25 protein-coding genes, 2 tRNA genes, 1 rRNA gene and 3 pseudogenes (1 of these 31 cut by a window edge) are annotated in these 25,535 nt (G+C 61.2%); 17 read left to right on the plus strand and 14 right to left on the minus strand.

From position 1 onward, the window contains the following. Positions 1–39: ribosomal RNA gene (gene rrf / locus GS429_RS15315) — 5S ribosomal RNA — on the plus strand; it begins 98 nt to the left of the window's first position. A 269-nt stretch (positions 40–308) separates the two neighbouring features. Here rrf and GS429_RS15320 read toward each other — a convergent pair. Beyond that, positions 309–581 (minus strand): PadR family transcriptional regulator, encoded by a 273-nt coding sequence (locus tag GS429_RS15320; RefSeq protein WP_160066229.1) that lies wholly within the window; start codon positions 579–581, stop codon positions 309–311. 353 nt (positions 582–934) lie between these two features. Then, positions 935–1,129 (minus strand): cold-shock protein, encoded by a 195-nt coding sequence (locus GS429_RS15325; RefSeq protein ID WP_006182670.1) that lies wholly within the window; start codon positions 1,127–1,129, stop codon positions 935–937. A 337-nt stretch (positions 1,130–1,466) separates the two neighbouring features. Between GS429_RS15325 and GS429_RS15330 the strand changes: the two genes are divergently transcribed. From GS429_RS15330 to GS429_RS15340, 3 genes are all read left to right on the plus strand, one after another. Beyond that, entirely contained in the window at positions 1,467–2,204 is a 738-nt protein-coding gene (locus GS429_RS15330; protein WP_160066230.1) for a queuosine precursor transporter, read from the plus strand. A 102-nt stretch (positions 2,205–2,306) separates the two neighbouring features. Beyond that, positions 2,307–3,401: an aminopeptidase gene (locus GS429_RS15335; protein ID WP_160066231.1), complete on the plus strand. Its 1,095-nt coding sequence runs from the start codon at positions 2,307–2,309 to the stop codon at positions 3,399–3,401. A 397-nt stretch (positions 3,402–3,798) separates the two neighbouring features. Next, on the plus strand, positions 3,799–4,413 hold the full coding sequence (locus GS429_RS15340) for a DUF309 domain-containing protein (RefSeq protein ID WP_160066232.1): 615 nt from the start codon (positions 3,799–3,801) through the stop codon (positions 4,411–4,413). A gap of 69 nt (positions 4,414–4,482) precedes the next feature. On the opposite strand, the gene GS429_RS15345 is transcribed toward GS429_RS15340, so the two are convergent. Both GS429_RS15345 and azf read right to left on the minus strand, forming a co-directional pair. After that, positions 4,483–5,454 carry an aldo/keto reductase gene (locus tag GS429_RS15345; protein ID WP_160066233.1) on the minus strand — a complete coding sequence of 324 codons (972 nt, stop codon included), beginning with the start codon at positions 5,452–5,454 and terminating at the stop codon, positions 4,483–4,485. A gap of 119 nt (positions 5,455–5,573) precedes the next feature. After that, the gene (gene azf, locus GS429_RS15350) at positions 5,574–6,317 is read right to left on the minus strand and encodes an NAD-dependent glucose-6-phosphate dehydrogenase Azf (RefSeq protein WP_160066234.1); all 744 of its coding nucleotides are present in this window, start codon (positions 6,315–6,317) and stop codon (positions 5,574–5,576) included. A 140-nt stretch (positions 6,318–6,457) separates the two neighbouring features. On the opposite strand from azf, the gene GS429_RS15355 reads away from it, so the two are divergent. Further along, entirely contained in the window at positions 6,458–6,868 is a 411-nt protein-coding gene (locus tag GS429_RS15355) for a dihydroneopterin aldolase family protein (RefSeq protein WP_160066235.1), read from the plus strand. A 131-nt stretch (positions 6,869–6,999) separates the two neighbouring features. Beyond that, a complete protein-coding gene (locus GS429_RS15360) occupies positions 7,000–7,482 on the plus strand; it encodes a DUF5790 family protein (RefSeq protein WP_160066236.1) in 483 nt (160 codons plus the stop codon). Between the two features lie 25 nt (positions 7,483–7,507). Here the strand turns inward: GS429_RS15360 and GS429_RS15365 are convergent, their stop codons facing one another. Beyond that, positions 7,508–8,245 carry a creatininase family protein gene (locus GS429_RS15365; protein ID WP_160066237.1) on the minus strand — a complete coding sequence of 246 codons (738 nt, stop codon included), beginning with the start codon at positions 8,243–8,245 and terminating at the stop codon, positions 7,508–7,510. A 119-nt stretch (positions 8,246–8,364) separates the two neighbouring features. Between GS429_RS15365 and GS429_RS15370 the strand changes: the two genes are divergently transcribed. The 4 genes and pseudogenes from GS429_RS15370 to GS429_RS15385 all read left to right on the plus strand — a co-directional run. Beyond that, complete coding sequence (locus GS429_RS15370; protein ID WP_160066238.1) at positions 8,365–9,357, plus strand: phosphatase PAP2 family protein; 993 nt, start codon at positions 8,365–8,367, stop codon at positions 9,355–9,357. 87 nt (positions 9,358–9,444) lie between these two features. Then, entirely contained in the window at positions 9,445–9,789 is a 345-nt protein-coding gene (locus tag GS429_RS15375; protein ID WP_160066239.1) for a DUF5789 family protein, read from the plus strand. Beyond that, positions 9,788–10,195: pseudogene (locus GS429_RS15380) on the plus strand (IS4 family transposase); the annotation flags it as partial. The gene GS429_RS15375 and the pseudogene GS429_RS15380, both read left to right, overlap by 2 nt. Before the next feature lie 111 nt (positions 10,196–10,306). After that, a pseudogene (locus GS429_RS15385) lies at positions 10,307–10,525 on the plus strand (IS4 family transposase); the annotation flags it as partial. 17 nt (positions 10,526–10,542) lie between these two features. Here GS429_RS15385 and GS429_RS15390 read toward each other — a convergent pair. Both GS429_RS15390 and GS429_RS15395 read right to left on the minus strand, forming a co-directional pair. Next, positions 10,543–10,899 (minus strand): hypothetical protein, encoded by a 357-nt coding sequence (locus GS429_RS15390; RefSeq protein WP_160066240.1) that lies wholly within the window; start codon positions 10,897–10,899, stop codon positions 10,543–10,545. A 117-nt stretch (positions 10,900–11,016) separates the two neighbouring features. Further along, complete coding sequence (locus GS429_RS15395) at positions 11,017–11,718, minus strand: hypothetical protein (RefSeq protein WP_160066241.1); 702 nt, start codon at positions 11,716–11,718, stop codon at positions 11,017–11,019. A gap of 164 nt (positions 11,719–11,882) precedes the next feature. On the opposite strand from GS429_RS15395, the pseudogene GS429_RS15400 reads away from it, so the two are divergent. After that, positions 11,883–12,322 (plus strand): annotated as a pseudogene (locus GS429_RS15400) (IS4 family transposase); the annotation flags it as partial. 37 nt (positions 12,323–12,359) lie between these two features. Here the strand turns inward: GS429_RS15400 and GS429_RS15405 are convergent. Then, positions 12,360–14,288 carry an ABC transporter ATP-binding protein gene (locus tag GS429_RS15405; RefSeq protein ID WP_160066242.1) on the minus strand — a complete coding sequence of 643 codons (1,929 nt, stop codon included), beginning with the start codon at positions 14,286–14,288 and terminating at the stop codon, positions 12,360–12,362. Between the two features lie 153 nt (positions 14,289–14,441). Beyond that, entirely contained in the window at positions 14,442–14,936 is a 495-nt protein-coding gene (locus tag GS429_RS15410; RefSeq protein ID WP_160066243.1) for a DUF192 domain-containing protein, read from the minus strand. A gap of 60 nt (positions 14,937–14,996) precedes the next feature. On the opposite strand from GS429_RS15410, the gene GS429_RS15415 reads away from it, so the two are divergent. Further along, positions 14,997–15,070: transfer RNA gene (locus GS429_RS15415), tRNA-Val, on the plus strand. 175 nt (positions 15,071–15,245) lie between these two features. Here the strand turns inward: GS429_RS15415 and GS429_RS15420 are convergent. After that, positions 15,246–17,036, minus strand: coding sequence for an ABC transporter ATP-binding protein (locus GS429_RS15420; protein ID WP_160066244.1), 1,791 nt, complete (start codon positions 17,034–17,036; stop codon positions 15,246–15,248). A 145-nt stretch (positions 17,037–17,181) separates the two neighbouring features. On the opposite strand from GS429_RS15420, the gene GS429_RS15425 reads away from it, so the two are divergent. After that, complete coding sequence (locus GS429_RS15425; protein WP_160066245.1) at positions 17,182–17,988, plus strand: hypothetical protein; 807 nt, start codon at positions 17,182–17,184, stop codon at positions 17,986–17,988. A gap of 165 nt (positions 17,989–18,153) precedes the next feature. Here GS429_RS15425 and GS429_RS21935 read toward each other — a convergent pair whose 3' ends face one another. The 3 genes from GS429_RS21935 to GS429_RS15435 form a co-directional block, all read right to left on the minus strand. Continuing rightward, positions 18,154–18,330 (minus strand): hypothetical protein, encoded by a 177-nt coding sequence (locus tag GS429_RS21935; protein WP_201294032.1) that lies wholly within the window; start codon positions 18,328–18,330, stop codon positions 18,154–18,156. A gap of 363 nt (positions 18,331–18,693) precedes the next feature. After that, entirely contained in the window at positions 18,694–19,608 is a 915-nt protein-coding gene (locus tag GS429_RS15430) for a hypothetical protein (protein WP_160066246.1), read from the minus strand. A 407-nt stretch (positions 19,609–20,015) separates the two neighbouring features. Continuing rightward, positions 20,016–20,462 (minus strand): DUF7344 domain-containing protein, encoded by a 447-nt coding sequence (locus tag GS429_RS15435; protein WP_160066247.1) that lies wholly within the window; start codon positions 20,460–20,462, stop codon positions 20,016–20,018. 222 nt (positions 20,463–20,684) lie between these two features. Between GS429_RS15435 and GS429_RS15440 the strand changes: the two genes are divergently transcribed. Then, positions 20,685–20,758: transfer RNA gene (locus GS429_RS15440), tRNA-Phe, on the plus strand. 574 nt (positions 20,759–21,332) lie between these two features. Here the strand turns inward: GS429_RS15440 and GS429_RS15445 are convergent. After that, entirely contained in the window at positions 21,333–21,974 is a 642-nt protein-coding gene (locus GS429_RS15445) for an SOUL family heme-binding protein (RefSeq protein ID WP_160066248.1), read from the minus strand. A gap of 422 nt (positions 21,975–22,396) precedes the next feature. On the opposite strand from GS429_RS15445, the gene GS429_RS15450 reads away from it, so the two are divergent. From GS429_RS15450 to GS429_RS15460, 3 genes are read left to right on the plus strand one after another with little or no spacing between them, the layout of a single operon-like run. Further along, positions 22,397–23,518, plus strand: a complete 1,122-nt coding sequence (locus tag GS429_RS15450) for an ABC transporter ATP-binding protein (protein WP_160066268.1) — start codon at positions 22,397–22,399, stop codon at positions 23,516–23,518. A gap of 29 nt (positions 23,519–23,547) precedes the next feature. Then, complete coding sequence (locus tag GS429_RS15455) at positions 23,548–24,507, plus strand: carbohydrate ABC transporter permease (protein ID WP_160066249.1); 960 nt, start codon at positions 23,548–23,550, stop codon at positions 24,505–24,507. A gap of 6 nt (positions 24,508–24,513) precedes the next feature. Next, positions 24,514–25,497, plus strand: a complete 984-nt coding sequence (locus GS429_RS15460) for a carbohydrate ABC transporter permease (protein ID WP_160066250.1) — start codon at positions 24,514–24,516, stop codon at positions 25,495–25,497. Positions 25,498–25,535: the final 38 nt, after the last annotated feature.

Here is a 25,535-nt window from a genome sequence, read left to right on the forward strand (position 1 = left end):
TCCTACTCATACTCAACTGCCAGACAGCAACCGCTGTGTGGCGTTTTGCATATAATTCGAATATTCTTCGATGAGACACTTCTATGCGGATATGCCGTCGACGCTACCGGTGTGCTGTACGAAGGGTGGGACACAGTTCTGGAGTGGCTTCCACAGCAGCGTCAAGACTCGAGCAATCTCGGGAACCGATTTCGTCCGGGAAGAGAACTTCCGGACGGGTCACTGCGGTCGGTCTAATGCGATGGACGGGGCTGACGGAACCCGGCGACCATGACCGAGCGGGAACAGAATGAGTGGTACGACTCGGGTTAGTCGATGTATTGTTGTTCCCACTCTCGGCGCTGTTCGATTTGCTCGAGCCCGCGGTCACTAATCGCGTAATAGTTCGTCCGCCGGTCGAGTTGCCCTTTCTCGACGAGCTCTTTGTTGACGAGCGTGTCGAGGTTCGGATATAATCGCCCGTGGTTGATTTCACTGTTGTAGTACTTCTCGACTTCGTCTTTTACTTCCTGGCCAGACGGCTGGTCAGCTCCCGCGATCACGTACAGCAGATCGCGTTGAAATCCGGTCAGATCGTCCATTTTGCTACCACATCGACACACCAACTGATCGACTATTTGTTATCGATTTCGTATCAACTGTTTCTCGGCTGTTTTGACGGGCTAACTGAAATAACTGAACTGACAATTATGTCCAGAATGAGTAAGAGGTGGCTACAGTTATGTGTGGTTGGTTCACTGCCTGACGAGAGATGGTGGCGATCGCTCGAAAATTGCGATCGCTTTTCCAACCAGATATGCTACATACGGTTGTAAAACTGTTTGTACAGGGGTGAAGACTGGTGGTATGAACGCCGTCGCTATCGCTGTCGGAGTAGTGTGCTAAGAATGGGTATTCGACTGTGAAACCCGGTTACCGAACGTAAAAAGCCGTGTTACAGGCGGGTGACGTTGGTGGCGCGGGGGCCCTTGGGGGCCTGTTCGATGTCGAATTCGATCTCTGTGCCTTCTTCGAGGTCCGGACCGCCAACGTCTTCCATGTGGAAGAATACGTCGTCGTCTGCGTCGTCCGTCTCAATGAAACCGTAGCCGCCTGTGTCGTTGAAGAAATCAACGTTTCCTTTCGCCATTGCAATCAAAGAAAGTGCCGGGGCACGTATAACCATTGTGTTATACATCTCCTCTCGAGAGGCAGACACACGGTTCGGGCAAACATCCGAAATCTCGTTTGTCGGAGGAATATCTCGCGTTTTTCAGTCGGGCGTTTTTCTGACATAAATACACTCGGAACGGTGAGAAGTGCCCGCTGCCGACTGTTGCCGACCGGTCTCTCTTCGCGCCGAATGATACGTTCTCGAACTCGAGTTCGTTCTTCGGGTGGCCTCGTGGTTTCGTGGTCTCGCAGCGTCATCCGGTCTCGTGGCCGTCTCGAATCGTTTAGGTGGCCTCGATGGATACGAAATTTGCATGAGCCAGTCGGAATCTCAGGCGCAGGTGGCCGCTGTCCCGACGATCGCGCAGGTCTCGTTGATCGGGCTGTTCGTGACGGCACTGGTGACGGCGCAGTTGACGGCGTCGAAGGTGCTCGCTTTTTCATTGCCGTTTTCGTTGCCGATCACCGGTGCGGAGCTGGTGCTCCCCGGAGCGGCGCTTGCATACGCGCTAACTTTCCTTGCCAGCGACTGTTATGCGGAACTGTACGGGCGGCGAGCGGCGCAGGTGGTCGTTAACGTCGCGTTCGCGATGAATTTCGTTGTGCTTGTTCTCGTCTGGTCGACGATCGCGGCACCAGCAGCCGAGACCAGTATCGATCCCGGAATGTTTGCCGACGTGCTCGGGGCCTCGACGAACATCGTTCTCGGAAGCCTGCTCGCGTACGTCGTCAGTCAGAACTGGGACGTGATCGTCTTCCACCGGATCCGGGAGTATACCGGCGGTGAGAGACTTTGGCTCCGAAACATCGGGTCGACAGCGAGCAGTCAGGCCATCGACACGGTAATTTTCGTTGGAATCGCCTTTTCGATTGCGCCCGCGCTTCTCGGTGTCGGTCCCGTTCTCGGCGTCGGCGAACTTCTCGCATTGATGATCGGTCAGTACCTGCTGAAACTCGCGATCGCCGTGCTCGATACGCCGATCGTCTATGCGGTCGTCTCGTTCGTTCGGTCTCGTGAGGCGACGGGCGCCGAAGAGACCACTGCCGCGTAAGTTACGTACGCCGAGTTATTTATCGTGCGCCCGTTCCTCGCGAGTGGCGATTCGCCAGCCCGAACGGAGAGCGTTTAGTGGCCTGCTCGAGAGAGACCGAATATGGACGAACGCGTACGCGAACACGCGGCGGTACTGGTCGACTGGAGCGCTCGTATCGAGGACGGAGATAACGTCGTTCTCTCCGTCGGGCCCGATGCCCACGAACTCGCGGTTGCGGTCGCCGAAGCGCTCGGGGAGCGGGGAGCAAACCTGCTCGCGACGTACAGCTCCGGTGAGATCACTCGCGCGTACCTGCGAGCGCACGACGGCGAGTTTGACGAAAACCCGGCTCACGAACTCGCGTTAGTCGAGAACGCGGATGTGTACCTCTCACTCGGCGGCGGCCGAAACACGAGTGCAACGGCGGACGTTCCGGGGGAAACGCGACAGGCGTACAACAGCGCCAGAAGCGAACTTCGCGAGGCTCGAATGGATACTCGCTGGGTGTCGACGGTCCATCCGACGCGCTCGCTGGCCCAGCAGGCGAACATGGCCTACGAGGAGTACCAGACGTTCGCGTACGACGCAATCTTGCGCGACTGGGAGTCGCTGGCCGACGAGATGGCCCAGATGAAAGCGTTGCTCGACGACGGGTCGGAGGTCCGACTCGTTTCGAACGGTACCGATCTCACCATGTCGATCGACGGTCGGACGGCGGTTAACAGCGCTGCGTCGGTCGCCTATGACTCGCACAACCTCCCCAGCGGCGAGGTGTTCACCGCGCCGTACGCGACGGAGGGTGAGGTGACCTTCGACGTCCCGATGACACTCCACGGGGAGTCGGTCCGAAACGTCCGTCTCGAGTTCGAGGACGGGGCGGTCGTCGACTACGACGCCGACCAGGGCGAGGCGGTCCTCACCGAAATCATCGAGACCGACGACGGTGCGCGCCGACTCGGCGAACTGGGAATCGGGATGAACCGCGGTATCGATCGCTATACGGATAACATCCTCTTCGACGAGAAGATGGGCGACACGATCCATCTCGCGCTCGGTCGGGCTTACGATTCGAACCTTCCCGACGGCGAGTCGGGTAACGACTCTGCAGTGCACGTCGATATGATCACTGACGTCAGCGAGGACTCGCGACTCGAGATCGACGGCGACGTCGTCCAACGTAATGGCCGATTTCGTTGGGAAGACGGCTTCGAGTGAGACTGTAACCCGTGATTAGCGCGTCCGAGAGGAAGTGCCCGAGTCAGTGATTCGGAGCGGGTAGTACCCCGTTAATCACCTATTGTGTATTGTCACCATATATCACCATGGTTCGAAGTCGGTCCATACTAATGATGGTTTCCGGCCTCTCACCGAGTACCGCCGTGACCGGTGGCGGACAGTAACCGGTCGGGACTCGCCGCTCGTCCCGTACACTGCTCGCTCCCGAGCGAAACGCGGTCGCCGTTTCAGTCGGCGACGGCGGTTATGGATGTGAGTAGCGTACTTTTGTTGTCTGCCCGCCCCGCCGGAGGCGGTACGTATCCGGCGCTCACCGCTTTCAGACGTTCCGTCCACCAGTCGATAGTAACTCGGTTCTCGAGTCCCTAGACGAGCTATGCGCGACCAGCTCCGGGCAGGAGCCGCGATCTACAACGCGGGCTACTATCACGCCGCCCACGACGCCTGGGAAGCACACTGGCTCGACCTCGAGTCCGGCACTGACGACGAGCGACTGCTCCACGGGTTGATCCAGTTCACGGCCGCGGTGTACCACGCCCGCAACCGGAACTGGGTGGGTGCCGTTGGACTGGCGGACAGCGCTCACGAGTATCTCGCCGAGTTGCCCGAGACCGCTCGAGCGGTTCGGCTTTCGCCGATTCGATCGTTCCTCGCCGATCTCGCGGCGGATCCCGAACTGATCGAACGCCGGCCGCCGGTCGGACTCGAGCACGAAGGCGAGAGACCGGCGCTGTCGACGCTCGCGTTCGGACCGACGGCGATCGCAGCGACCGTTCTCGCGGACGAACTGGGCTTCGACGCGGAGCCGATCGAACAGGCGCGAACGTATGCTCGACGGGATCTCGAGGCCGGTGACGACGACAGTCGGTTTATCACGCTCCTGTTCGACTTCGTTCGCGAGGAGGAGCACCGAGGGATCGTCTACCGGCGATTGACGTCTCACGTCGGTCGGCGAGAAGCGCGCGAGTCGGACGTCGAAGGGCTGTTCTGAACGCGGTTTTCCGCCGACGGTGAATCTCGAGCGCGACCAGCTCTCAGCCGTGCTTGTGGCGGCTTCGGATCACTCGTGGCCCGCGATCGGCAGCGGCTCGTACGGCTCCTCGAGGTAGGCGAGATCCGAGTCCGAGAGGTCCAGTTCGATCGCTTCGACGGCCTCTTCGAGGTGGTCGACGCTCGTCGTGCCGACGATGGGGACATCGACCCATTCCTTGTGGAGCAACCAGGCGAGGCTGATCTGGGCCATCGTCACGCCCTTCTGGGCGGCGAGTTCCTGAATCCGCTCGTTGATCTCTTCGCCGCCGCCTTGCAGGTAGGGGATCTGCTCGAGGTACTGGTCCGTTTGCCCGCGGGTCGTCGTGTCGAGTTCGTCGTGCGGGCGGGTACCGACGCCGCGAGCGAGGGGCGACCACGGGATCACGCCGATACCTTCCTTCTCACACAGCGGGAGCATCTCGCGTTCTTCCTCGCGGTAGAACGCGTTGTAGTGGTTTTGCATCGTCGCGAACCGCTCGAGATTCAGCGCCTCGCTCGTCTGCAGCGCCTCGGCGAACTGGTGGGCCCACATGGAGGACGTGCCGATATAACGTACCGACCCGCGCCGAACGGCGTCGTCGAGCGCTCGAAGGGTTTCGTCGATCGGGGTGTCGTAATCCCAGCGGTGGGTCTGATAAAGGTCGATGGTGTCGATACCTAATCGGTCGAGGCTCGCCTCGAGTTCCTGTTCGATGGTTTTCCGTGAGAGGCCGCTCGAGTTCGGGTTGTCCGGATCCATCTCGGCGTAGACCTTGGTCGCGATGACGTGTTCGTCCCGGTCGTAGCCCGCGAGGGCGTCGCCGAGGATTGCCTCGGATTCGCCGGTCGAGTAGACGTTGGCGGTATCGAAGAAGTTGATTCCGAGGTCGATGGCGCGCTCGATGAGTTCGGTTCCTTCCTCGCGGTCGAGCATCCACTCGCGGCCGCTGCCGAAACTCATACAGCCGAGTCCGATGCGGCTGACCGACATTCCGCTGGTGCCGAGCGTCGTGTACTCCATGGTAGTATCCGTATTAGACGACAGAACGGTGGGGCTTCAGTCGTGCGGTTGCCGGCGTTCGATGTTCGGTTTCGATGTTCGGTTTTCGAGGACCACCGACGGACAACGAAGCTTGCTGCTCAGTCGTGGTCGGCGGAGTTATCCCGCGGCTCGTACCCGAGAACGTCGCGGGCGCGATCGATCGAGTAGTACTTGCGGTCGTTGTCGGAGATGCCGTAGACGATTTCGTAGCCGTAGTCGGCGCGGATACAGCGATCGAACAGGTGCGCACAGTCGCGGTAGGAGAGCCACATCGCCTGTCCGCGCTCGTAGTCGATCGGCGGGTGGCCTTCGGTGAGGTTCCCGATGCGGACGTTGACGACGGAGAGTCCGTACTCGTCGTGGTAGTAGCGACCGAGCGTTTCGCCCGCCGCTTTGGAGACGCCGTAGAGGTTCCCCGGTCGGGGCAGTTCCGTCCCGTCGAGCAGGTAGTCATCATCCGTACGGTACATCTCGGGCGTGCGCTCGTCGGTCTCGAAGGCGCCGACGGCGTGGTTCGAGGAGGCGAAGACGACCTTTTCGACGCCGGCGTCGACGGCGGCCTCGAAGACGGTCTGCGTGCCGTCGATGTTGTTCGTCAGCACGCTGTCCCACGGCGCTTCCGGACGCGGATCACCCGCGAGGTGGATCACGACGTCGACTCCGTCCATCGCCTCGCGGACGGCCTCGTCGTCGGTGATGTCCGCGACGACGAACTCCCCCGGCTGCTCGTCCGTCGGTGGGTCGCGATCCAGCAAGCGCCACTCGTGTTCGTCTGCGAGCCTGCCGAGGATCGCGTCCCCGACCCGCCCCGCAGCCCCCGTAAGCAGGACCGACTGTGCCATTCGTTCGGTGTGAGGGATACCGTCGATAAGTAACGTGCGATTCCGACTCGGCGCTACGCCTCACCGCAGGATATGGCTATTGGAAATGCTGTTCGGCCCATATCACAACCGAAAACGTCCTCGAGGCCGAGTGATGGCGTATGGACGACACCGACGGCGACAGGGCTACCGATACCGATGCCGATACTGAGACCGACGCCGACACCCCGACCGACGCAGAGGCCGCCTGTTTCGAGGCGGGCATCAAGTTCGGCACGCTCTACCACCAGTTCGCCGGGACGCCGGTCTCGCCAGAGAGCGCCCAAAGTCTCGCGACGGCGATGGCGGAGTCGATCGAGAACCAGCCCCACTGTACCGAGGTCACCGTCGACGTCCGAACCGACGAACTCGAGGCCGAACTCGCCGCGTCGACGGCCGATTACACCGAACTGACGGGCCGCTTTCTCGAGGTCGAGATCGTCGTCGACTACGAGGGGTGTACGGTCCTTACGCGCATGGAAATGGAAGACGGCTATCCGCTGATGCGGGTCGAATCGGTTCGCGAATCGTAAGCGGCGAGCGCTCGGCAGTCACTTCGTTTTCGAAATCAGACCGTCGATTCGCCGATATCGGACTGCTCGAGCGGGATTTCACTTTCACTTTCGGGCGACCTTTTAACCACGGTCCCCGCAAAGGAGCTAGCATGAGTCAAGCGACGTTCGGCGATGACGAGGAACTGTTCGGTGAGGCGGCCAACGAGATGCGCGAGGACGTCGAGTCCTCGCTCGAGGACGCCTGGGACGCACTCCCGGCGGCCGACGACGTCTGGGAGACCGACGCCGACAACGTGTTGGGCGTGCTCAACGGCCTCAACTCCACACTGGATGCCGGCGACGCCGAGGCGCACCTTCGAGACGCCAAGAAGTGGTTCACGATGGGCCAGCGAGCCGACGCCTTCGAGGACGCCGACGATCTCGAGGACGAGATCGCCGAACTCGAGGAGACCATCGAAGACATCTCCGAAGCGGGCGAGCAGGTCGGTGAGCTCACCTCGACGGTGCCGGCGCTTCGCGGTTCGCTCGAAGCGGCCGGTGGGGCGGCGGAGTCCGAGGATGAAGGCGAAGACGAAGAAGCCGAAGCGGATACAGACGAGGAAGCCGAAGACGAAACCGAAGACGAAGAGTAACGCCAGCTCTCCGAACCGACAGCCGTTACCGACCCTCGGGTCGCGAGACATCTCGCTCGGCGACGGCCTCGAGCAGTCGAACCAGCGCGTCCGCCGCCAACTCGAGTAGTTCCGCCCCTCGCTGTTCGTCCCCGTCTTTCGGATCGCCGACGACGCCGTTTTCGGTAAACTCCGCCGCATCGTAGGCAAGATTCGAGTAACTCACCCACTCCCCCCAGCTGTCAGCACCGCCGGCGCTCGCCTCGTCGATCCGGTTTTCCCGGACGAGTTCCGGCTCGCAGTGGCGAAGCAGGGCGGTCTCGAGCGGGCCGCCGTGGCCCATCTCGGCCGAGTGCTCGCCGACGGCCTCGAACCAGGTGAAGGGGACGGCGTAGGCCTCGCCGCTCCGCGTGATCGTCCCGCCGACCTCCCGCAGGGCGTCGACGTTACCGCCGTGGCCGTTGACGATGACGACCCGATCGAAGCCGTGGTGGGCAAGACTCTCGACGGCCTCGCGAACGTAGTTCCGAAACGTGTCTTCGGACACCCACATCGTTCCGGGGAACTGACGGTGTTCCTCGGCGACCCCAACCGGGATCGCGGGCGCTCGGACGACGTCGCGGTCGAACTGTTCGAGGCCGGCGTCGGCGACCGCTTGTGCTGCCACGACGTCCGTCCCGAGCGGGGCGTGCGGGCCGTGTTGTTCCGTACTACCGACGGGGACGACCGCGAGGTCGGTCTCGCAGTCGCGGACGTCCGTCCACGTCGCGTCGCGTAGGTCCATGCGGAACCCCTCCCGCGGAGCGGACATGAAACTCCCGGTGGCTGCAGCGGGTCACCGTGGACCGCCGACTTGCAGTCGCTACTCCGTCCGTTATTGTACCGCGTGTCCAACCGGCAGCCATGTATCGCGGCGGCGGCCTCCTCGAGTCCCTCCACGGCTCCGTTCCCGAGTGGCTGCTTCTCGCGGCGGCGCTCGTGACGCGTTTCGGCGACGTCTGGGTGCTGCTATCGATCACCATCGCGGCGTCGTGGCTTCTCACGTGGCGAGGAAACGATGGCGGATCCGGTCACCGGACGAGCACGGCGGGCAGAGAACACGCCGCGGTATCCGACGCCACACCCGGACTGACCCCCCGCGTTCCAGCGGTCTGGCTCGTCGGTGTCGTCGTCGGCGGGCTGGCGGCGATGACCGCGCTGAAGTACCTCTTCGTGCTCCCGCGACCGGAGCTCGTCGCGGCGACTCCCGCCGCGTTGCCCGCCGCACTCGAGCCGACCTACATCTCGACGGTGACTCTCGGCGGCTACGGCTTTCCGAGCGGCCACGCACTCGGGGCGACCGTCGCCTACGGCCTGCTTGCGCTGACGGTTCGAACTGGAACGCGACGCGTTCGATTCGCGGCTGCAGGTGTGTTCATCCTCGCAATCAGCCTCTCCAGAGTCGTCCTCGCGGTTCACTATCCCGGCGATATCGTCGCCGGAATCGTCCTCGGTGTCGTCTACCTGGCTGCGGTCTTGTGGCTTCTCGAGCGCTCCCCGTTCGACCGGACGACGACGGCGTTCGCGCTGGCACTCGGCCTCGCGCTCCTGGCGATGGTCGCCAGCGGGTCCGCGGGCCGGTCGGTCACGTACGCCGCACTCGCCGCCGGGGCGCTTGCGGCATGGTCGATCGCTCGACCGCAGTTACGTTCTTCCTCGCCCCCATCGTCGACAACGGCGTCGCGATCACGATCGACACCGCAACCGGCCTACCACACCGAGTCGGCGACGGTAGCGCTTGCACTGCTCGCCGGCATCACTGCGCTCGAGGGCAGCGTCGAAGCGGTCGTTCCGGCCGCGGCTCTCGGTGTGCTCGTCGTGGTGCCGGCGGTCGCGGTCGCGCGCCGGCCGTCCTGAGCGGTTTCCACCGGTCCGAGTCCGCCGACGCAATCGGTGGCGAACGCAGGGCCAACCGGTTTCCGACGCCTCGCCCACGCTTCGACTATGACCGACGACAATCGCCAACTCGGCGTCGAACTGGGCAACCTCGGCGACCAACTCGAGTCCGCGGAGTACCCGATGAGCGAGGACGAGTTGCTCGAGGAGTACGGCGATGAAGAGATCGATATGGAGGGCGAGACGGCGACGCTCGAGGGGATCATCGGCCCGCTGAACGAGGACGAGTACAGGGATTACGGCGAGGTCGAACAGGCGATCATGAACATGGTCGGCGACGAGGCCATCGGACGGAAGAACTACAGCGATCGGACGCCCCCTGCGGCCGGTGAGGACCGACAGGACGAGGGTGCGCCGGACCAGGACGATCAGGGCGGACAGGAGTCGTTCTGACGACGGCTACTTCGTGAGGCGGCTGAAGCGTAGTTCTAACCGGTTGTAACCGACGAACTCCAGGAATGGCGGGCCCGCACAATTTTCTTGGGAAGAAAATCTTCGACGTTGTGGTCGATCTCTGGCGCAAGTACATCGATGTCGAAGTTGAGATCGAGTTTGATCGAAGAGAGTACGCGGGCACGCAGTCACGTGATACGAAACAGTTCCGCGTCGTCGGTGTCTGCAACGAGGACGCCGACGACTACCACTTGTGTATCACGAATCCCTCGCGCTGTTTCGGGAACTGAAGACGCAGTACAGACTGGATGGGTTCGACACGACGAAGAAACACGTCGTGGAGATTCTGCTGTACGCGGCGCTGTTGTCCTTGGTCGTGAGTCGTGAGTTGCGTAGTCTGGTCATTGATACTGTCGGACAGAAGTCAATACGAAGTCGGTCGCGAATTCGCGGCCGTCGACGTCGGAGACGGCCGAAGTAGAGCGACCGATCTTCACGTCGTTCTGTTCGACAGTATGAGCACGCAGATGATGACCTCGTGTTTTCGCTGGAACGCTGGGCGGCGACCTTCCGGTCGCATGCCCAGGTCATTCTCTACCGGTTGAGTGGCTCCCTCGGGTATTCTCCGCCATCACTACTTGACCGGCCCATCGCCGGCGCACAGAAGATTCTCAAACAACGTCCGATTCTCCAAGAACAGCTCGCTACCGCCATCGAGCCGGCTGCTGGGGTTTAACTAAAGACCAACGGACATCATTTGTTATCATTAGTTCGATTTAATAACCACTGTACACTTGGGCGCACCCCATCATCCAGACTACTTCTACTGTAGAGGATTGTTTCGTAACTGAGCAGACAGAGTGTGAAAAGAAGTCCCACAAATGCAAGTGGTACAGAAACTATCGTTTCAGTCGTGACTAATGTAATCATTCCAACACCCCATATCCCAACGAGTATCCAACCGATCATAACCACTTTTCCAAAATATGATTTTGTAATGTCGTGAGCGATCAAAGCAAAGTCGGCGAGGCTTACTATACTTACTACTACCATAGAAATGGCGAAAACAATAACAATAAACGAACCTGTTGTAAATCCCTCGAATACCATGGGATCAACTTACAATCTATACATACATATGTGTTTGGTATTGGTCTAAAATATTATGACTATAATTAGATTTAATAAACACTATGTTTCGATATTGTTTGACCGTGTGAATGCGCTTTATTGAGGTTTGAAGGTTATTCCAACACCCGGCACTGGTGGTGCTGCAGGATAGTGACGAATACGAACACCACAGCCCTCGTTAGCTTCAAACATTAGCGTTGCACCAAGACCTGCGAGGATAGCAGCAACCGCGGAAACGACGCTAGCAGGAGCACCGACTCCGGTAGCAGCAGCAATCTTTGACCCAATCACACCTGCTGCTGCACCGGATGCCATTGCCGCCGCGATATTACGGCTCAGGCTATCGTCGAAGTAAAATGCATGTCGTACCCCACCACGCCAGGTGGTTTCTGCTTCATAATCGTTTTTCCCGCAGAGGATACCGATTTGCTGTGATGGACCATGTTCGTCAAGCCCTTTTTGCGTTGGGACTACCCGTGGTACACCATCTTTTTCTTCAAATTCGACATACCCGTTAGACTTGGCTTCATTCAATCCTTCCACTCCCGTCTGCATGTATCCATCAAGGTCGGAGTGCGAGACATCAGCAGCACTTTCTGCCGCTTGGTCCGGGGAAACAGACTTCTTCGGACCTCTATACACGATCTCTCCATCTTCAATTTTCACTTCCCCTGAATCGGTGGTTTCCGCCTTGTTCGCTTGAGCACTCGTCATTAGTGCTGTAGTTGTGAACAAACCAGCTGTGGCTGTTCGTACAAAATTCCGTCTCGTCTTGGGATTCGGGTTGTTATTTGACACAGCAATTGTACATCCAAGGTGTAATATATAAATTTTTACTATTTATAGGTTTATAGAAATTCAGAGGTAGTAAACGTGTCTGGATAGCAAGCCAAAATTCACTGGCCAGTGATGACTCTCATACTGGACTGAGAACTTCTCCACCGAGGACAGACTAGGCTGTACAGTCACGTGATACGAGATGGTTCCGCGTCGTCGGCGTCCGCAAGCGAGGACGCCGACGACTACCACTTGTACATCACGAATCTCTCGCGTTGTTTCGGGAACTGAAGACGCAGTACAGACTGGATGAGTTCGATACGACGAAGTAATACGTCGTAGAGATTCTGCTGTACGCGGCGCTGTTGTCCTTGGTCGTGAGTCGTGAGTTGCGTAGTCTGGTATTGAGCACGCAGACGATGACCTCGTGTTTTCGCCGGAACGCTGGGCTGGGACCTTCCGATCGCACGCCCAACTCATTCTCTACCGGTTGAGTGGCTCCCTCGGATCTTCTCCATCACCACTCCTTGACCATCTCATCGCCGACACGCAGAAGATCCACAAACAACGTCCGGTTGTCCAAGAGCAACTCGCTACCACCATCAAACCGGCTGATAAGGCCTAACTAAAGACCAATGCCCTATTCAGTTCCTCCCGATCGCTCAGTCGTCGTCGTTGCCGGCTTCCGTTCGCGCGGTCCGCCGTTGGGCGCGTTCGATGAACTCCTGGGGCAGTTCATCGATTTCGCCGGCCTGAACGCCCCAGAGGTGTGAGTAGAGTCCGGCGTTGTCCAGCAGTTGGCCGTGAGTGCCGCGCTCGGCGATTTCGCCGCCCTCGAGGACCAGAATCTGGTCGGCGTCTTTGATCGTCGAGAGGCGGTGTGCGATGGCGAACGTCGTTCGATCCTCGGTGAGCCGGTCGATCGATCGCTGGATGAGCATCTCCGTCTCGGTGTCGACGTCACTGGTCGCCTCGTCCAGAATGAGGATGTCCGGATCCTTGAGGATCGCGCGGGCGATGGCGACGCGCTGGCGCTGGCCGCCGGAGAGTTTCACGCCGCGCTCGCCGACCATCGTGTCGTAGCCGTCCGGTAAGTTCTCGATGAAGTCGTGGGCCTCGGCGGCCTTGGCGGCCTCGACGATTTCCGCCTCGCTCGCCTCGAAGGTCCCGTAGGTGATGTTCTCCTCGACGGTGCCGTAGAAGAGGTACGACTCCTGGCCGACGTACCCCATCGACTGGCGAAGACTCGGCAGCGAGACGTCACGGATGTCCTGCCCGTCGACCCGGATCGCCCCGTCGTCGATGTCGTGGAGCCGAAGCAGGAGTTTGAGCACCGTCGACTTTCCGGCGCCGGTCGGGCCGACAAGTGCGACCGTCTCTCCGCCCGGAACCTCGAAGGAGATGTCGTCGATAATCGTCTCCGCGTCGCTGTAGCCGAAGGTGACGTCATCGTACTCGACACGGCCCTCAGTGACCTCGAGCGGCTCGGAGCCGGCGTTCTCCTCGATGCGGCCGGTCTCGTCCATCAGACCGAAGATCCGCTCGCTCGAGGCCTCCGCGCGCTGGTACATGTTGATCACTTGCCCGAACTGGGCCATCGGCCAGACGAGTTGCTGGGTCAGGAGGATGAACGTCGCGAACTGTCCGACCTCGAGCGTGCCGGTGAAGGGTCCCGGTGCGCCGGCGAACACCCAGTAGCCGCCCACGAGGAAGGTGAGCACGAACCCGATTCCGGAGATGACCTGCAGGCCGGGGAAGAACTTGATCCGGAGGTTGATCGCCCCCCAGTTGGTGTCGTAGTACTTCCGCGAGACGTCGTCGACGCGCTCGGACTCGTAGCCTTCGGTGTTGCTCGCCTTGATCACCTGAATGCCCCCGAGGTTGTTCTCGAGACGGGAGTTGACCTTCCCGACCGAGGAGCGGACGGCGGCGTACTTCGGTTGGATCTTCTTGACGAAGACGTAGGTGAAGACGGCGATCAGCGGCACGGGAGCGATGGAGACGAGCGCGAGTTGCGGGTTGATCGTAAAGAGGACCGCACCGACCCCGATCACCATCACGCCCAGCCGGAACGCGGAGTTCAGCCCGTCGTTGAGGAACCGCTCGAGCTGGTTGACGTCGTTGCTGAGGATGGACATCATCTCGCCGGTCTGCTTGTCGGCGAAGAAGTCCATGTCCAGACGCTGCATCTTGTCGTACGTGTCGGTTCGCACGTCGTGTTGGATGTCCTGTGCGAACGAGTTGAACCCCCAGTTGCGAATCCAGTGAAACGCCGCGCCGACGAGAAACGAGAGGGCGATGATCGCGACGGTGAGCGCGAACTGCTCGGTCTGATCCGTCGGCAACCACGCGTCCGGAATGAACCGGATGCTAAACGCCTGTTGTTGAAGAAAGATCGCGTCGATCGCGACGCCGAGCAAGATCGGCGGAATCAGATCGAGCAATCGCGCCAGCACGCTGCCGGTGATCCCGGCGGTCACCGAAAACCAGTAGGGACGACCGTACTCGAAGATCAGCCGCTTCATCGGGCTGTCGATGTTCTCCCGTTGTTCTTCGAACGGGTCGTCCTCGTCCCAGTCGACATCCTGCATTACGTTCGTCTCGGGGATCGCCTCCAATAAGGGTTTGCTACGAATCGAAACACCTCCCGCGCGGGTCGCGGCTTATACGGACTGCTGTAAGTCATCCCCGGTGCAACCGCTTCCGTATCGCAGTTGCTCCAGGAAATCGTTACAGCAACCGCCTCACTCGTACTCGATCTCGACCTCGTCACCGGCGCTCATCCCCGTCTCGTTGGCGTAGCCCCGCGGTACCTCGAGGACCCACTGGGCCTGTCCCGTGTACTCGAGATCGTTGCCGTCCTCGCCCGGCTCGGGGGCTCGAGCGTGCTCGATCGTCGTGATCTCGCCGTCGGCGTCGATGAAGATGATGTCGATGTCGAACTCCATCCCGCGCATGACGTAGGTCCGCTCGCGCTCGCTCGAGTGGACGAACAGCATTCCGTGGCCCTCCTCGAGGGAGTCGTGATCGCTCAGCCCGGTGTAGCGTTCGGCGCGGGTGTCCGCGACCTCGGCCTCGACGGTCGCGAGCTCGTCGCCCGTGTCACCGTCGAGGACGCGAACCTCCGCCCGATCCTCGGCCCAGGGCGGCGTCACGAGTCCGATCTGGAGGACGAGAAAGACGAGCAGAGACACCGCGACGACGGCCAACAGTGCCTTCCAGACGCGCTCGAAGACCATGGTTTGCCTGCGACGCGAGAAAGTAAAGGTTATTCGGGCGGGGGGACTTGCTTCGGATGCGGGCTCGTGGTCTAGCTGGTTATGACGCGGCCTTTACAAGGCCGAGGTCGGTGGTTCGAACCCGCCCGAGCCCACTATTGCTGGCGCGAACAAATTCGTGAGCGCCAGCACTGTGATGCGAGCGGTGGGTTCGAACGACGGAACGAGCGAACGGTAGTGAGCGAAGTTCAGGTGGTTCGAACCCGCTCGAGCCCATCGATCTGCGTTCCCATAGACGTCACTCGAGCCGCTCGCAAACTCGATCGAGGATCACTGCACCGCGTACAGCTCCGCGTACGCACCCTCTTGTTCGAGCAACTGGCCGTGTTCGCCGTGTTCGGCGATCGTCCCGCCCTCGAGGGCGTAGATCCGATCGGCGTCCCGGACGGTCGAGAGCCGGTGGGCGATGGCGACGATGGTGTACTCCTGTGACATCGACTCGATGCCGTCCTGGACGCGGCGTTCGATGGTCGCGTCGAGGTCGCTCGTCGCTTCGTCCAGGACGAGGATGTCAGCGTCCTCGAGGAGGGCGCGGGCGAGGGCGACCCGCTGGCGCTGGCCGCCGGAGAGGCGAACGCCGTCGTCGCCGAGTTCGGTGTCGTAGCCGTCGGGCAACTCATCGAGGAACTCGGTGACTTGAGCGATCTCGCAAGCGTCTTCGATCTCCGCCTCGGTCGCATCGGCGTTGGCGACGGTGATGTTCTCGCGGAGCGTCTCGTTGAAGATGTACGGATCCTGTCGAACGAAGGCGATTCGGGAGCGCCACTCGTCGGTATCGAACTCGTCGATCGGCGTGCCGTTGGCGGTGATCTCGCCGTCGTCGGGGGCGTACAGTCGAGCGAGCAGCGAGGCGATCGTGGACTTCCCTTCGCCGGACTGGCCGACGAACGCGATGAACTCGCCCTCGTCGACGCGGAACGAGAGGTCCTGTAAGACCGGTTCGTCCTCCTCGTAGGCGAAGGAGACGTCCTCGAACGCGATCGGCGTCGCCGGTTCGGGAACCGGCCGGTCGCCGCCGCGAATATCCTCGTTCGCCTCGAGTTCTTCGATGAACTGCTGGGTGCGGACCAGGTGCGGGAGGCGTCCTTCGACCTTGTAGAAGTATTCGTTCGCGTTGCTGACCCGCGGGCCGAGCTGGAACATGATGAACAGGAACACGGCCAGCGCTCCGAGAGACATGTCGGCAAACGTGATAGAGACGTAGATCAGCCCGAATACCATGACGGCGATCGAGAGGTTATAGGCGCAGCCGATCGCCGCTTCGTTGCGACCGAGTTTGATCGACGAGTCCGTGAATCGATCGAGGTGCGTCGAGAACTGGTCGTACAGTTGGTCGTGCATCCCGATGAGTTTCACGTCCCGGATCCCCTGGGTTCCCGTCTGGACGTTTTGCTGGATTCCCTCGTTCGCGTCGGCGACCTGATCGCCGACGTCGTAGCCGCCTTCGAGGACGTGCCGGATGAGGAACGTCAGGGACGCGATCGCCACCCCGGCGACGACGGTCATGAGCGGCGAGATGTAGAACGCGATCGCGAGGTACATCCCGATCAACAGCACCTGCTCGAAGAAGCGGACGAAGTCACGGATCACTTTACCGGCGTACTCCGCCTGCGTGACGATCGCGTTGAGGACGTCGTCGGAGCCTTCCCGATCGAAGTAGGCGACTCGCGCGTCGAGTGCGCTTCGGAAGGCGCGAGACTGGAGATCACGGACATAGTTCGTCCGGAGCCAGACGCGCATCCATCCGACCAGAAACGACGAGATGTACCGAATGGAGATGATCACGCTGACGGTCGCCACGATGTACCCCAGCGTGAACGGGATCCCGGCAATCTCGAAGACGGTCACGAACGCCTCGACGATCCGATCGTCCTGGGCTGCGGCGTCACCCGATGACTGCGCCATTTCGATGATCGGGACGATGAAACTCACACCCACCCCTTCGAGTACAGCGACGATTCCACTACAGAGGATGAGGAAGAGTGTCACGGCTGGCCGGTAGGTCGCAACCAGGAACAACCCCCGGAGTTTCTCGCGACGTGTAAGGTCCTCGGTAGACATGAATTCGAATCGAAACATGCGCCGAACAGGTATTGTTATGAGAACGTTAGGGAATCGAAGAGGGTCACTTCCGCCTGAGAATCAGGTGCTGAATTCTGTGAACGACGGTATCAGTTTTTCCGCCCGATTGTGGTTTGACGAGCATATGTCTCTCGGCGATCGATCGTGGCTGTCGCTTCAAACGCTCGAGCAACTGTACGCGTCCGTGCCGGTGACTGCGCCGACCGCCGCGAAGAACGCGTATATCCGGCGCGTGAACACGGACGATTTCAACCCGTTCGACCACCCACCGGATCCGTTTGCGACGTTCACGGTCGATCCAACCCGAATTCGTACGTTCACGGGTCGGCCGTATCCACCGTACCACGAGAAGGCCGCGCAACTCGGGACCGTCCGCGACGGCGACTGGGATCGCCCCGATCTCGACGACGTCGTGATCATCGACGACGACTACCGGGACCGCTACGATCTCTATCGCGCGGTGCGATTCGAGGAGAGCGTCTTCTTCCGATCGATGCGGGCCCACTTCGTCGATGGGATCGACTGGACCGAGACGCCGTTCGTCGAGCGGTGTCTCGAACTGGCCGAGGAGAACCGCCCGTCCTGGCGGAGTCTTACCACCAGAGACGGTATTCTCGAGCGCTGTGCTCGCATCGACGAACTCTACGAGCGGATCCGTCGCGACGGGTATCGATCTCAGCGAGAACTCGGTTACGACTCGTTGCTCGGGGTAACCGAAGAAGTACTCGTAGATATCGGCCGCGACGGCGAACTCCTGTTCGTCAACGGACGCCACCGACTCGCGATCGCGAAACTGCTGGGCCTCGAGTCGATTCCGGTCGGCGTTCTCGTTCGCCACCGGGAGTGGATGAACCGGCGGGACCGGTACGTACAAAACGGAACGGAGTCCGATCATCCGGCGCTCCAGAACACCGTCGAGTCCGCGAACTGATACGGACTGCTGTCAGTCAGTGCCGGAGACCGCGAGCGGTCGTGCGGTCGCGCCGGGAAAGAGTTACAGCGGATCGTCCGATTCGAACTCGGTCCCCGTCTGTGCCACGCGAGTGATCGCTTCGCTGCAACTGACAGGCGAGGCTGAGATCGGGATAAAAACCGACTATCGCTTAGCAGTGAGATCGAGCCACTTCGTCGACCAGATCCATTCCGACGACGACGGCTGATCGTCGTCCATCGCCGCGATTCGAACGCCGACGACCCCGTCGTTCGAGTGTGGATGCCACGCTTCTGGGACGGGTGCGGGTCGGAAGGCCTCGCCATCTCGAGATTCGAGCATGATCCTCGTCTGTGTTCCCCGGGACGGACCCGGATAGTTACGGAGCCACTGACGCATCGAAATCGGTGGCTGCGTTCACCGGGCCCGTCGGTATCGAGGTGTTTCCCCCTTCCCGTTGGCTACTGAGGTTCGGGAACAGTCGAAACGCGGTGTCCACCATCGCTCGTACTCGCGCAGTCAGCACACCCGTTGTTGGAGGAGAAGACGGCTCAAGGATGCGTATCGATGACGGTTACACGGGAAACAGGAGACCGTCCACGGCTTCATACGGTTTCCTGTAGTCAATTACCGCCGATCGCCGATCCCGCTCTGGTGATCGGCGGTAACTAGTTACAGCAATCCGTATCAGTCGTCTGGAAACCGTCAGTCTCGGGCCGTACTCGCGGCTGAGCGCGTGTTCTCGGCTGGTGGCTCCTCGAACTCGTGACACCGTCGTACGTCGGGGTGGTCCAGGTGTGATCTGGCTCGAGCGGTCAGGTCCGACCGCCGGGTCGCCGACACGATTTCGTCCCGGATCGATTGCCACCGCGCGTGTCGGCGTCGGACGAGGACCGGAATCGTCGGGCAGTCGAGTAACGTGGCGATCGCCAGCCGGTGATCGCCGCGGTCGCTGTGTAGTATCGAACCGTTTCGACCGATACTCACGGTCACTTCGTCGAGTCGGGGGTCGAGCGTCCGATCCCACTTGTAGAATACAGTTCGCTGGTACTCGGGTCGGTCGGCCCAGAGGGCGGGCTGTGAGCGATAGCCGTCGGTCGCGATCTGCTCGTAGATCGCATCCAGTTCCTCGAAGCGGCTCTCGAGTTCCTCTTCGGTGGTACACCCCTTCGGCTGCTCCCCTGCCTCGAGTCGCTCGCGGTACTGTTCGAATTCGGCCGTCTCTCGCCAGGGCGTCCCGTGCCGGAAATGCGCCTCGACGCTCCGGTACGAGACGGTTTCCTCGAACGGAACCGCCGCTCGGTCCCACTCGCCGTCGACGACCCGTCCCCAGCGGTTCGATGCCGTCCGAACCTGCAGGTCGATCCGTCCGGGATCGATCCACAGCCGCTCAAACGGCTCTGCGTCGGTGATCGTGTCGGGCCGAACGATCCGACGAGCCCGGAGGTACGCCCGCGCAGCAGGAATACCGCCTGCGCGAGCCAGCAGTCGCTTCCAGCACCGATCCCGACGCCGCTTGAGATAGGGACCGCCTCGACGGTACAACTCGCGGGGCCCTTCCGATCGCAGCGTCGTGACCGCGCGTTCGAGGAGTTCTCCGACGGAGTGCTCTCGACCCATTTTGGGCCGCTACTTCGCGACCGCTGATCAATCCATTGACCGTGTCAGTCCGGTAGCCGTGACGTTCTCACGAGCAGGGGACGGGTAACGGGCGACCGGTATCGCGCGGCCGGTTCGACGGGAGCACGAAACGGTACGTGGTCGCCCCCGGTTACTGGTTCGAACTGCCACACAATGGATAAATACGCCGGTAATTACCCTCCCGGCTGCCGGTAATTCGAGGCTACGTCGAAGCGAACGGCTTTCGAGTCAACAGAATCGGTATCGCGGCGCGAGGATCGTTTCCAGCGGCGTCTTCCGAATCGCAACTGCCAACGCGCTCGACGACAGAAATCAGCCCTCCGAACCTCGAGTCGAACTGCTCGAACGACGATACCTCTCCACGGGACGCCGGTCCCGCGTATGCCTTAGTGTTTGAGCCGCGCGACGTTCTCTCTGATCTGTCCCAACAGTCCGTCGCCGGACTCCGTCTCGAGGGCCGCGTGTAGCGTCGAGTTCTCCGGTTCGTCTTTGACGACGACGCGGAGGTAGGGCTCGAGCTGGGTGAAGTTATCCGAGAGGACGACGGTGTGATTGTCTTCGTCGTGATCGACGACGCCCGCGTCGGCCAGTTTCGGGACGTGACACTGGACCGACGAGACGTAGACGCTCTTGTACTCGTTCTTGGCGACCTCGTCAGGCGGGACGTCGTGCTCCCAGCCGGCGACCTGCTCGGCGAGCGTCGACAGTTCGATCGGTCCCTCTTGGCCGCGGAGCGCGTAGAGAAGGTATCGGCGGCGGCGGTTCGCCAGCAGCTCCAGGATGGTATCTGCAGAGAGTTCTTGCTCTCCCTGACCCGAGGTAAGCGCTTCCATAACACGATGTTACTCGCCAGACCGGAAAAGGGTGTCTTGAATATCCGAAAATCCAACAGACTGGCGTCAATGACTGGTAAACAAATCGTATTCTCGTCGTTACTTTTCGATGTGTTGGCCTAATCGGAACAACACCGGTCATATCCCGTGCCGAGGTGGACCGCTCGAACGGCGACTCCGATTCGAAATCCTTTTTTATACGATGGACGGAGATAGAACTGCGCCGCCTTAGCTCAGACTGGGAGAGCACTCGACTGAAGATCGAGCTGTCCCCGGTTCAAATCCGGGAGGCGGCATACTTCTGCGGCGAGCAAATTCGCGAGCCGCAGGTATGCATCCCGAGCGGATTTGAACCAGACGAGTCGCAGCCCGGGAAGCGAACGCAGTGAGCGGCCCGGAACGTCTCGGCGAGGTTCAAACCCGGGAAGGCGGCATGGCTTTTTCACGCGATATAGACTCGAGAAGTTACTGGACCCGACTGAAGATCGGGCTGTCCCCGTTCCCGCGAGCGCAGCAAGCGGGAAGTCGAAAGACGAGCGAAAGCGAGTCTTTCGGAAGTTCAAATCGGGGAGGCGGCATACTTCTGCGGCGAGCAAATTCGTGAGCCGCAGGTATGCATCCCGAGCGGATTTGAACCAGACGAGTCGCAGCCCGGGAAGCGAACGCAGTGAGCGACCCGGAACGTCTCGGCGAGGTTCAAATCCGGGAGGCGGCATGTTTCTAATCCGTGAGCGTAGCGAGCAGGTGCAGAAACTGAGGACCGATTCCGAATCCTATCAGTTGCGCACAGCGAAGCCGAGTATGCCGTCAGAACCCGACCTGTCCTCCAGATACCCACCAGCGTCACGAACCCACCGATAGCGGAGTCGATCACGATCCGCCGTAGGCCTCGAGTTCCACAGCGACCTCGTTGCGCCGGAGAAACGGCAGCGTCCACGGGGCGTCGTACCCCAGAAAGAACGGGTCGTCGGCGAGGGGGATGCCGGCCGTCTCGAGCGTCTCCAGCAGCCGTTCGGTTTCGCGAGCGACGCGGGCGTCCGTGGGCCGCCACGTAAACCGCCTGGCGGCGAGCGTTCGCTCGGGGATTTCGACGACCGTTACGTCGTCGCTGGTGGGTCGTGGTGCCGAGTCCACGTCGTACTCCGGTGGAAGATAGAACGCCATTCGAACCTCATCAGAGCCGCGGACGCGGCGGGTCTCGACGGGCGCAGTCATCTCGATCGACGGTCCGGGGTCGCCCACTTCGACCGGGGCGGTCATCGAAAGTTCCTCGCCGCCGTCGTTCGCCCCGCTAAGGTACCGAAACAACCGACCGAACGCCGCGTTTTCGGAGGTGGCGGTCGTCTCGACGACGGCCTGTTCGGGGTAGCGGCGGAGCTCGACGTCGTCGATGTGAGCGACGACCGTGTACGGAACGGTTTCGGTCGTGGACCGTTGGTAGAGCGTCCAGGCGCCGGCGGCGGCCAGCGCGCCCCCGGCCACGCCCGCGACGATAGCGGAGTTTCGGACCATACGAACGGTTCGACTGGAACGTCGATAGGTGTTTCACCGGCGGAACATCGACCCCTTCGCGCGTAGGTCGGTTCGACCGGGTCAGCAAGCCGAACGGTCCGTGTAAGCGGTTCGATGCGGTCGTTCGGGCGGTTCGAGCGCTCTCTCCAGTTCAATCCGAGGATGACATGTTCAACTATGTGAGCGTCGTAAGCAGGTGCAAAACCACGGAACGATACGCTCCGAAGCGAGGCGACTCGAGTGCCGCTGACAGCGGTCGACGAATCCGCTGATGACGTGACGGGATCGGTTCGACTCGAGACCGTCCCATATTGCCCTCGGTACCCCGACCCGTTGACGAGCTTATATCAACAATTCTGGCGGTATGGGCGGGATTAATGGGTGAATCCGCCCTCAGAGTATGGTATATGACAGCAATATCCATGGACGGTGTGAGCAAGTATTTTGACGCGGGAAACACCGTTGCGAACTATCAGCTGAACCTCGAGGTCGAGGACGGCGAGTTTCTCGTTATTCTGGGACCGTCTGGCTGTGGGAAGACGACGGCGCTGCGACTCATCGCGGGGCTCGAGCAGCCGTCGGAGGGGGCGATTTATTTCGACGACGAGCGGGTCGACGGGCGCTCGCCGAGCGAGCGCAACGTCGCGATGGTCTTCCAGAATTACGCGCTGTACCCGCACATGACCGTCGCACAGAACATCGGCTATCCGCTGAAAGTTCGCGGGGTGTCACCCGATGACCGAGATCAGAAGGTGGCAACGGTCACGGAACTGCTCCACATCGAAGACCAGGTCGACAAGAAACCGGCGGCGCTGAGCGGGGGCCAGCGCCAACGGGTGGCGCTCGCTCGCGCTATCGTCAGGGAGCCGTCGGTGTTTCTGCTCGACGAACCGTTGTCGAACTTGGACGCCAAACTCCGCCAGGAGATGCGGATCGAGCTGAAACGGCTCCAGAACGAACTCGCGATCACGACGGTCTACGTGACACACAATCAGGAGGAAGCGATGAGCATGGCCGACACGGTCGTGGTCATGAACCGGGGGACGATCCAGCAGATCGCACCGCCTCAGGAGCTCTACAAACGACCTCGGACGGCGTGGGTAGCCCGGTTCATCGGATCGCCGCCGATGAACCTGTTTCGGGGGACCCGCCGGAACGGTTCGATCGATCTCGGCGAGGCGGGGACCGTCGAACTGCCCGGCAAGATCGACGCCGACGAAGCCGTCGTGGAAACGGCTGGACAGGACGACGCGAGTACGGCCAGTGTGGTGGCGAACAGCGCTCGGGACGACGTCGCCGTTGGCGTTCGTCCGGAGGACCTGACCGTTTCTACCACGCGGCCGTCGTCGGGGAACGTGATCGAAGGGCGGGTAGAAACCGTCGAGCCGATGGGGGAGTACATCCTGCTCAACGTCTTCGTCAACGACCAGATCGTGAACGCGAAGCTGTCCGAGTGGACCGTCGAGAAGGACGAGCGAGTCTACCTGACGTTCGACGACGACGACGCCTACCTGTACGACGACGGCGGCGAGTTGGTCGCCTGACCGAGACTCACACACATAGCCAGCATTCCATGAGCTTACGAGACCACATCGATGCGCTCGCCGCCGATAACGAGGTGGGTGGAGTCCTGAATATCGACCGCGAGAAGGCGGTTGCGCTGGCGGTGTTTCTGATTCCCGGACTGAGTCTCTTTGCGATCTTCTCGGTGGGTCCGATCGTCTACTCGGCCGTCGGGAGCTTCTACGCCTGGGATACGTTCACGATGGAGGAGTTCGTCGGGCTGGACAACTGGATCCGGTCGCTCAGGGATCCGCTCATCGTCCACTGGTCTAACATCCAGGAGTTCCGGTATCCGATGGGCGCGCTCACGCACAATCTCCTCTGGGTCGTGATTCACGTGCCGGCGAGTACGTTCCTCGGTCTCGGACTGGCGTTGCTGTTCGCCGATCTCAAAGGCCGCCGAATCCTCCGCTCGATGGTTTTTGCGGGCTTTACCGTCCCGCCGATCGTCATCGGCCTGGTCCTCATGTTCATCTACGATCCACAGGCAGGGATCTTCAACGAGGTGCTCCGAGTGCTCGGACAGGAGCAGTGGGTCCGCAACTGGACGCAGTCGCCGCAGGTGGCTATCTACGCCCTCATCGCGGGCGGCATCTGGGTCCACACCGGATTCAGCATGTTGCTGTACAGTTCGGCGCTTTCCGCCATCGACCCGTCGTTGATCGAGTCGGCCAAAGTCGACGGTGCCGGCGCGTGGCGGCGGTTCTGGGATATCATCTGGCCGCTGGTCAAGCCGGTGACCGCCGTGGTCGTCATCATGGGGATCATCTGGGTGATGCGAATGTTCGACATCGTCTACGCCGCCGGCGGTGCTGCGGGCGGCCCGAATCACGCGTACTCGGTGCTGGGTATCGAGGTGTATCGCGCCGCGTTCCGGCCGGAGATCGACTACGGGATGGCGATGGTCGTTGCGCTGATTCAACTGTTCATCGTCGCCCCGCTCGCGCTGTACATCGCCCGAATGAACTGAGCAGCCATGACCGAAGACAGCTTCAATTCCACCGACTCTTCGACCGATCGCAACGCGAACACCGACGCCCGAGCCGACGGCGGCCGCTACCTGTCGGTCGACGAGATACCCGAGACGGCGCCGGTCGCCGACCGAACCTGGAGCGAACGGATCGCTGACGCCGTTCCCTCGAAGCGACGAGGCCTCAAGTACGTCATCGCGATCACCATCGCGCTCCTCTGGATCGTCCCCTTCATCGGGCTGGTCATGGCGTCGATCCGCCCCCTCTCCGAGATCATCGGCGGCTGGTGGCACCTCGAGGGGATGACGATCACGTTCGAGAACTACTACCAGGCGTGGAATCACAGCACGGCGCCGATGGGGCAGGCGCTCCGAAACACGTTCATCGTCACGATCCCGGCGGTGCTGGTCGTCATGTTGCTCGGAGTGATGGCGGCGTATCCCTTTGCCCGATTCGAGTTCCCGTTGAAGCGGACGCTGTTCTTCCTGATACTGCTGGTCATGGCCGCGCCGCCGGAACTCGTCGCGATGGGTAACTACAACGCGCTCCGCGAGTTCGGCCTGTTCGATACGTACATGGGGCTGATACTGGTCCACATCGGCTGGGGACTCGGCTGGGTCGTGCTGTTCTTGCGGAATTACCTGCTTGGCATCCCGAAGGAACTCGAAGAGGCCGCGCGAATCGACGGCGCGTCGCGCTACCAGATCTTCCGGACGATTATCCTCCCGCTATCGACACCCGCGCTCGTTTCGGTCGCGGTCATCCAGTTCACCTGGGTCTGGAACGCCTTCTTCTTCCCGCTGGTGTTCATGCGCTCGCCCGAACTCTACCTCGCGCCGCAGGCGCTGCCGCTGATGCGCGGCCGCGTGCAGGTCGAGTGGGGGCTCATCGCCGCCGGATCGATCATGACGATGGCCGTGCCCGTGATCCTGTTCCTGCTGCTGGAACGGTACTACAAGCGCGGAATGGTCGCCGCCGTCGCGGACTGAGCTTTCAGCCGTTTCCTCGAACGTCTCGCGGGTCGCCG

The organism is Natronorubrum halalkaliphilum (assembly GCF_009834785.1).
Taxonomy (GTDB): Archaea; Halobacteriota; Halobacteria; order Halobacteriales; family Natrialbaceae; genus Natronorubrum; species Natronorubrum halalkaliphilum.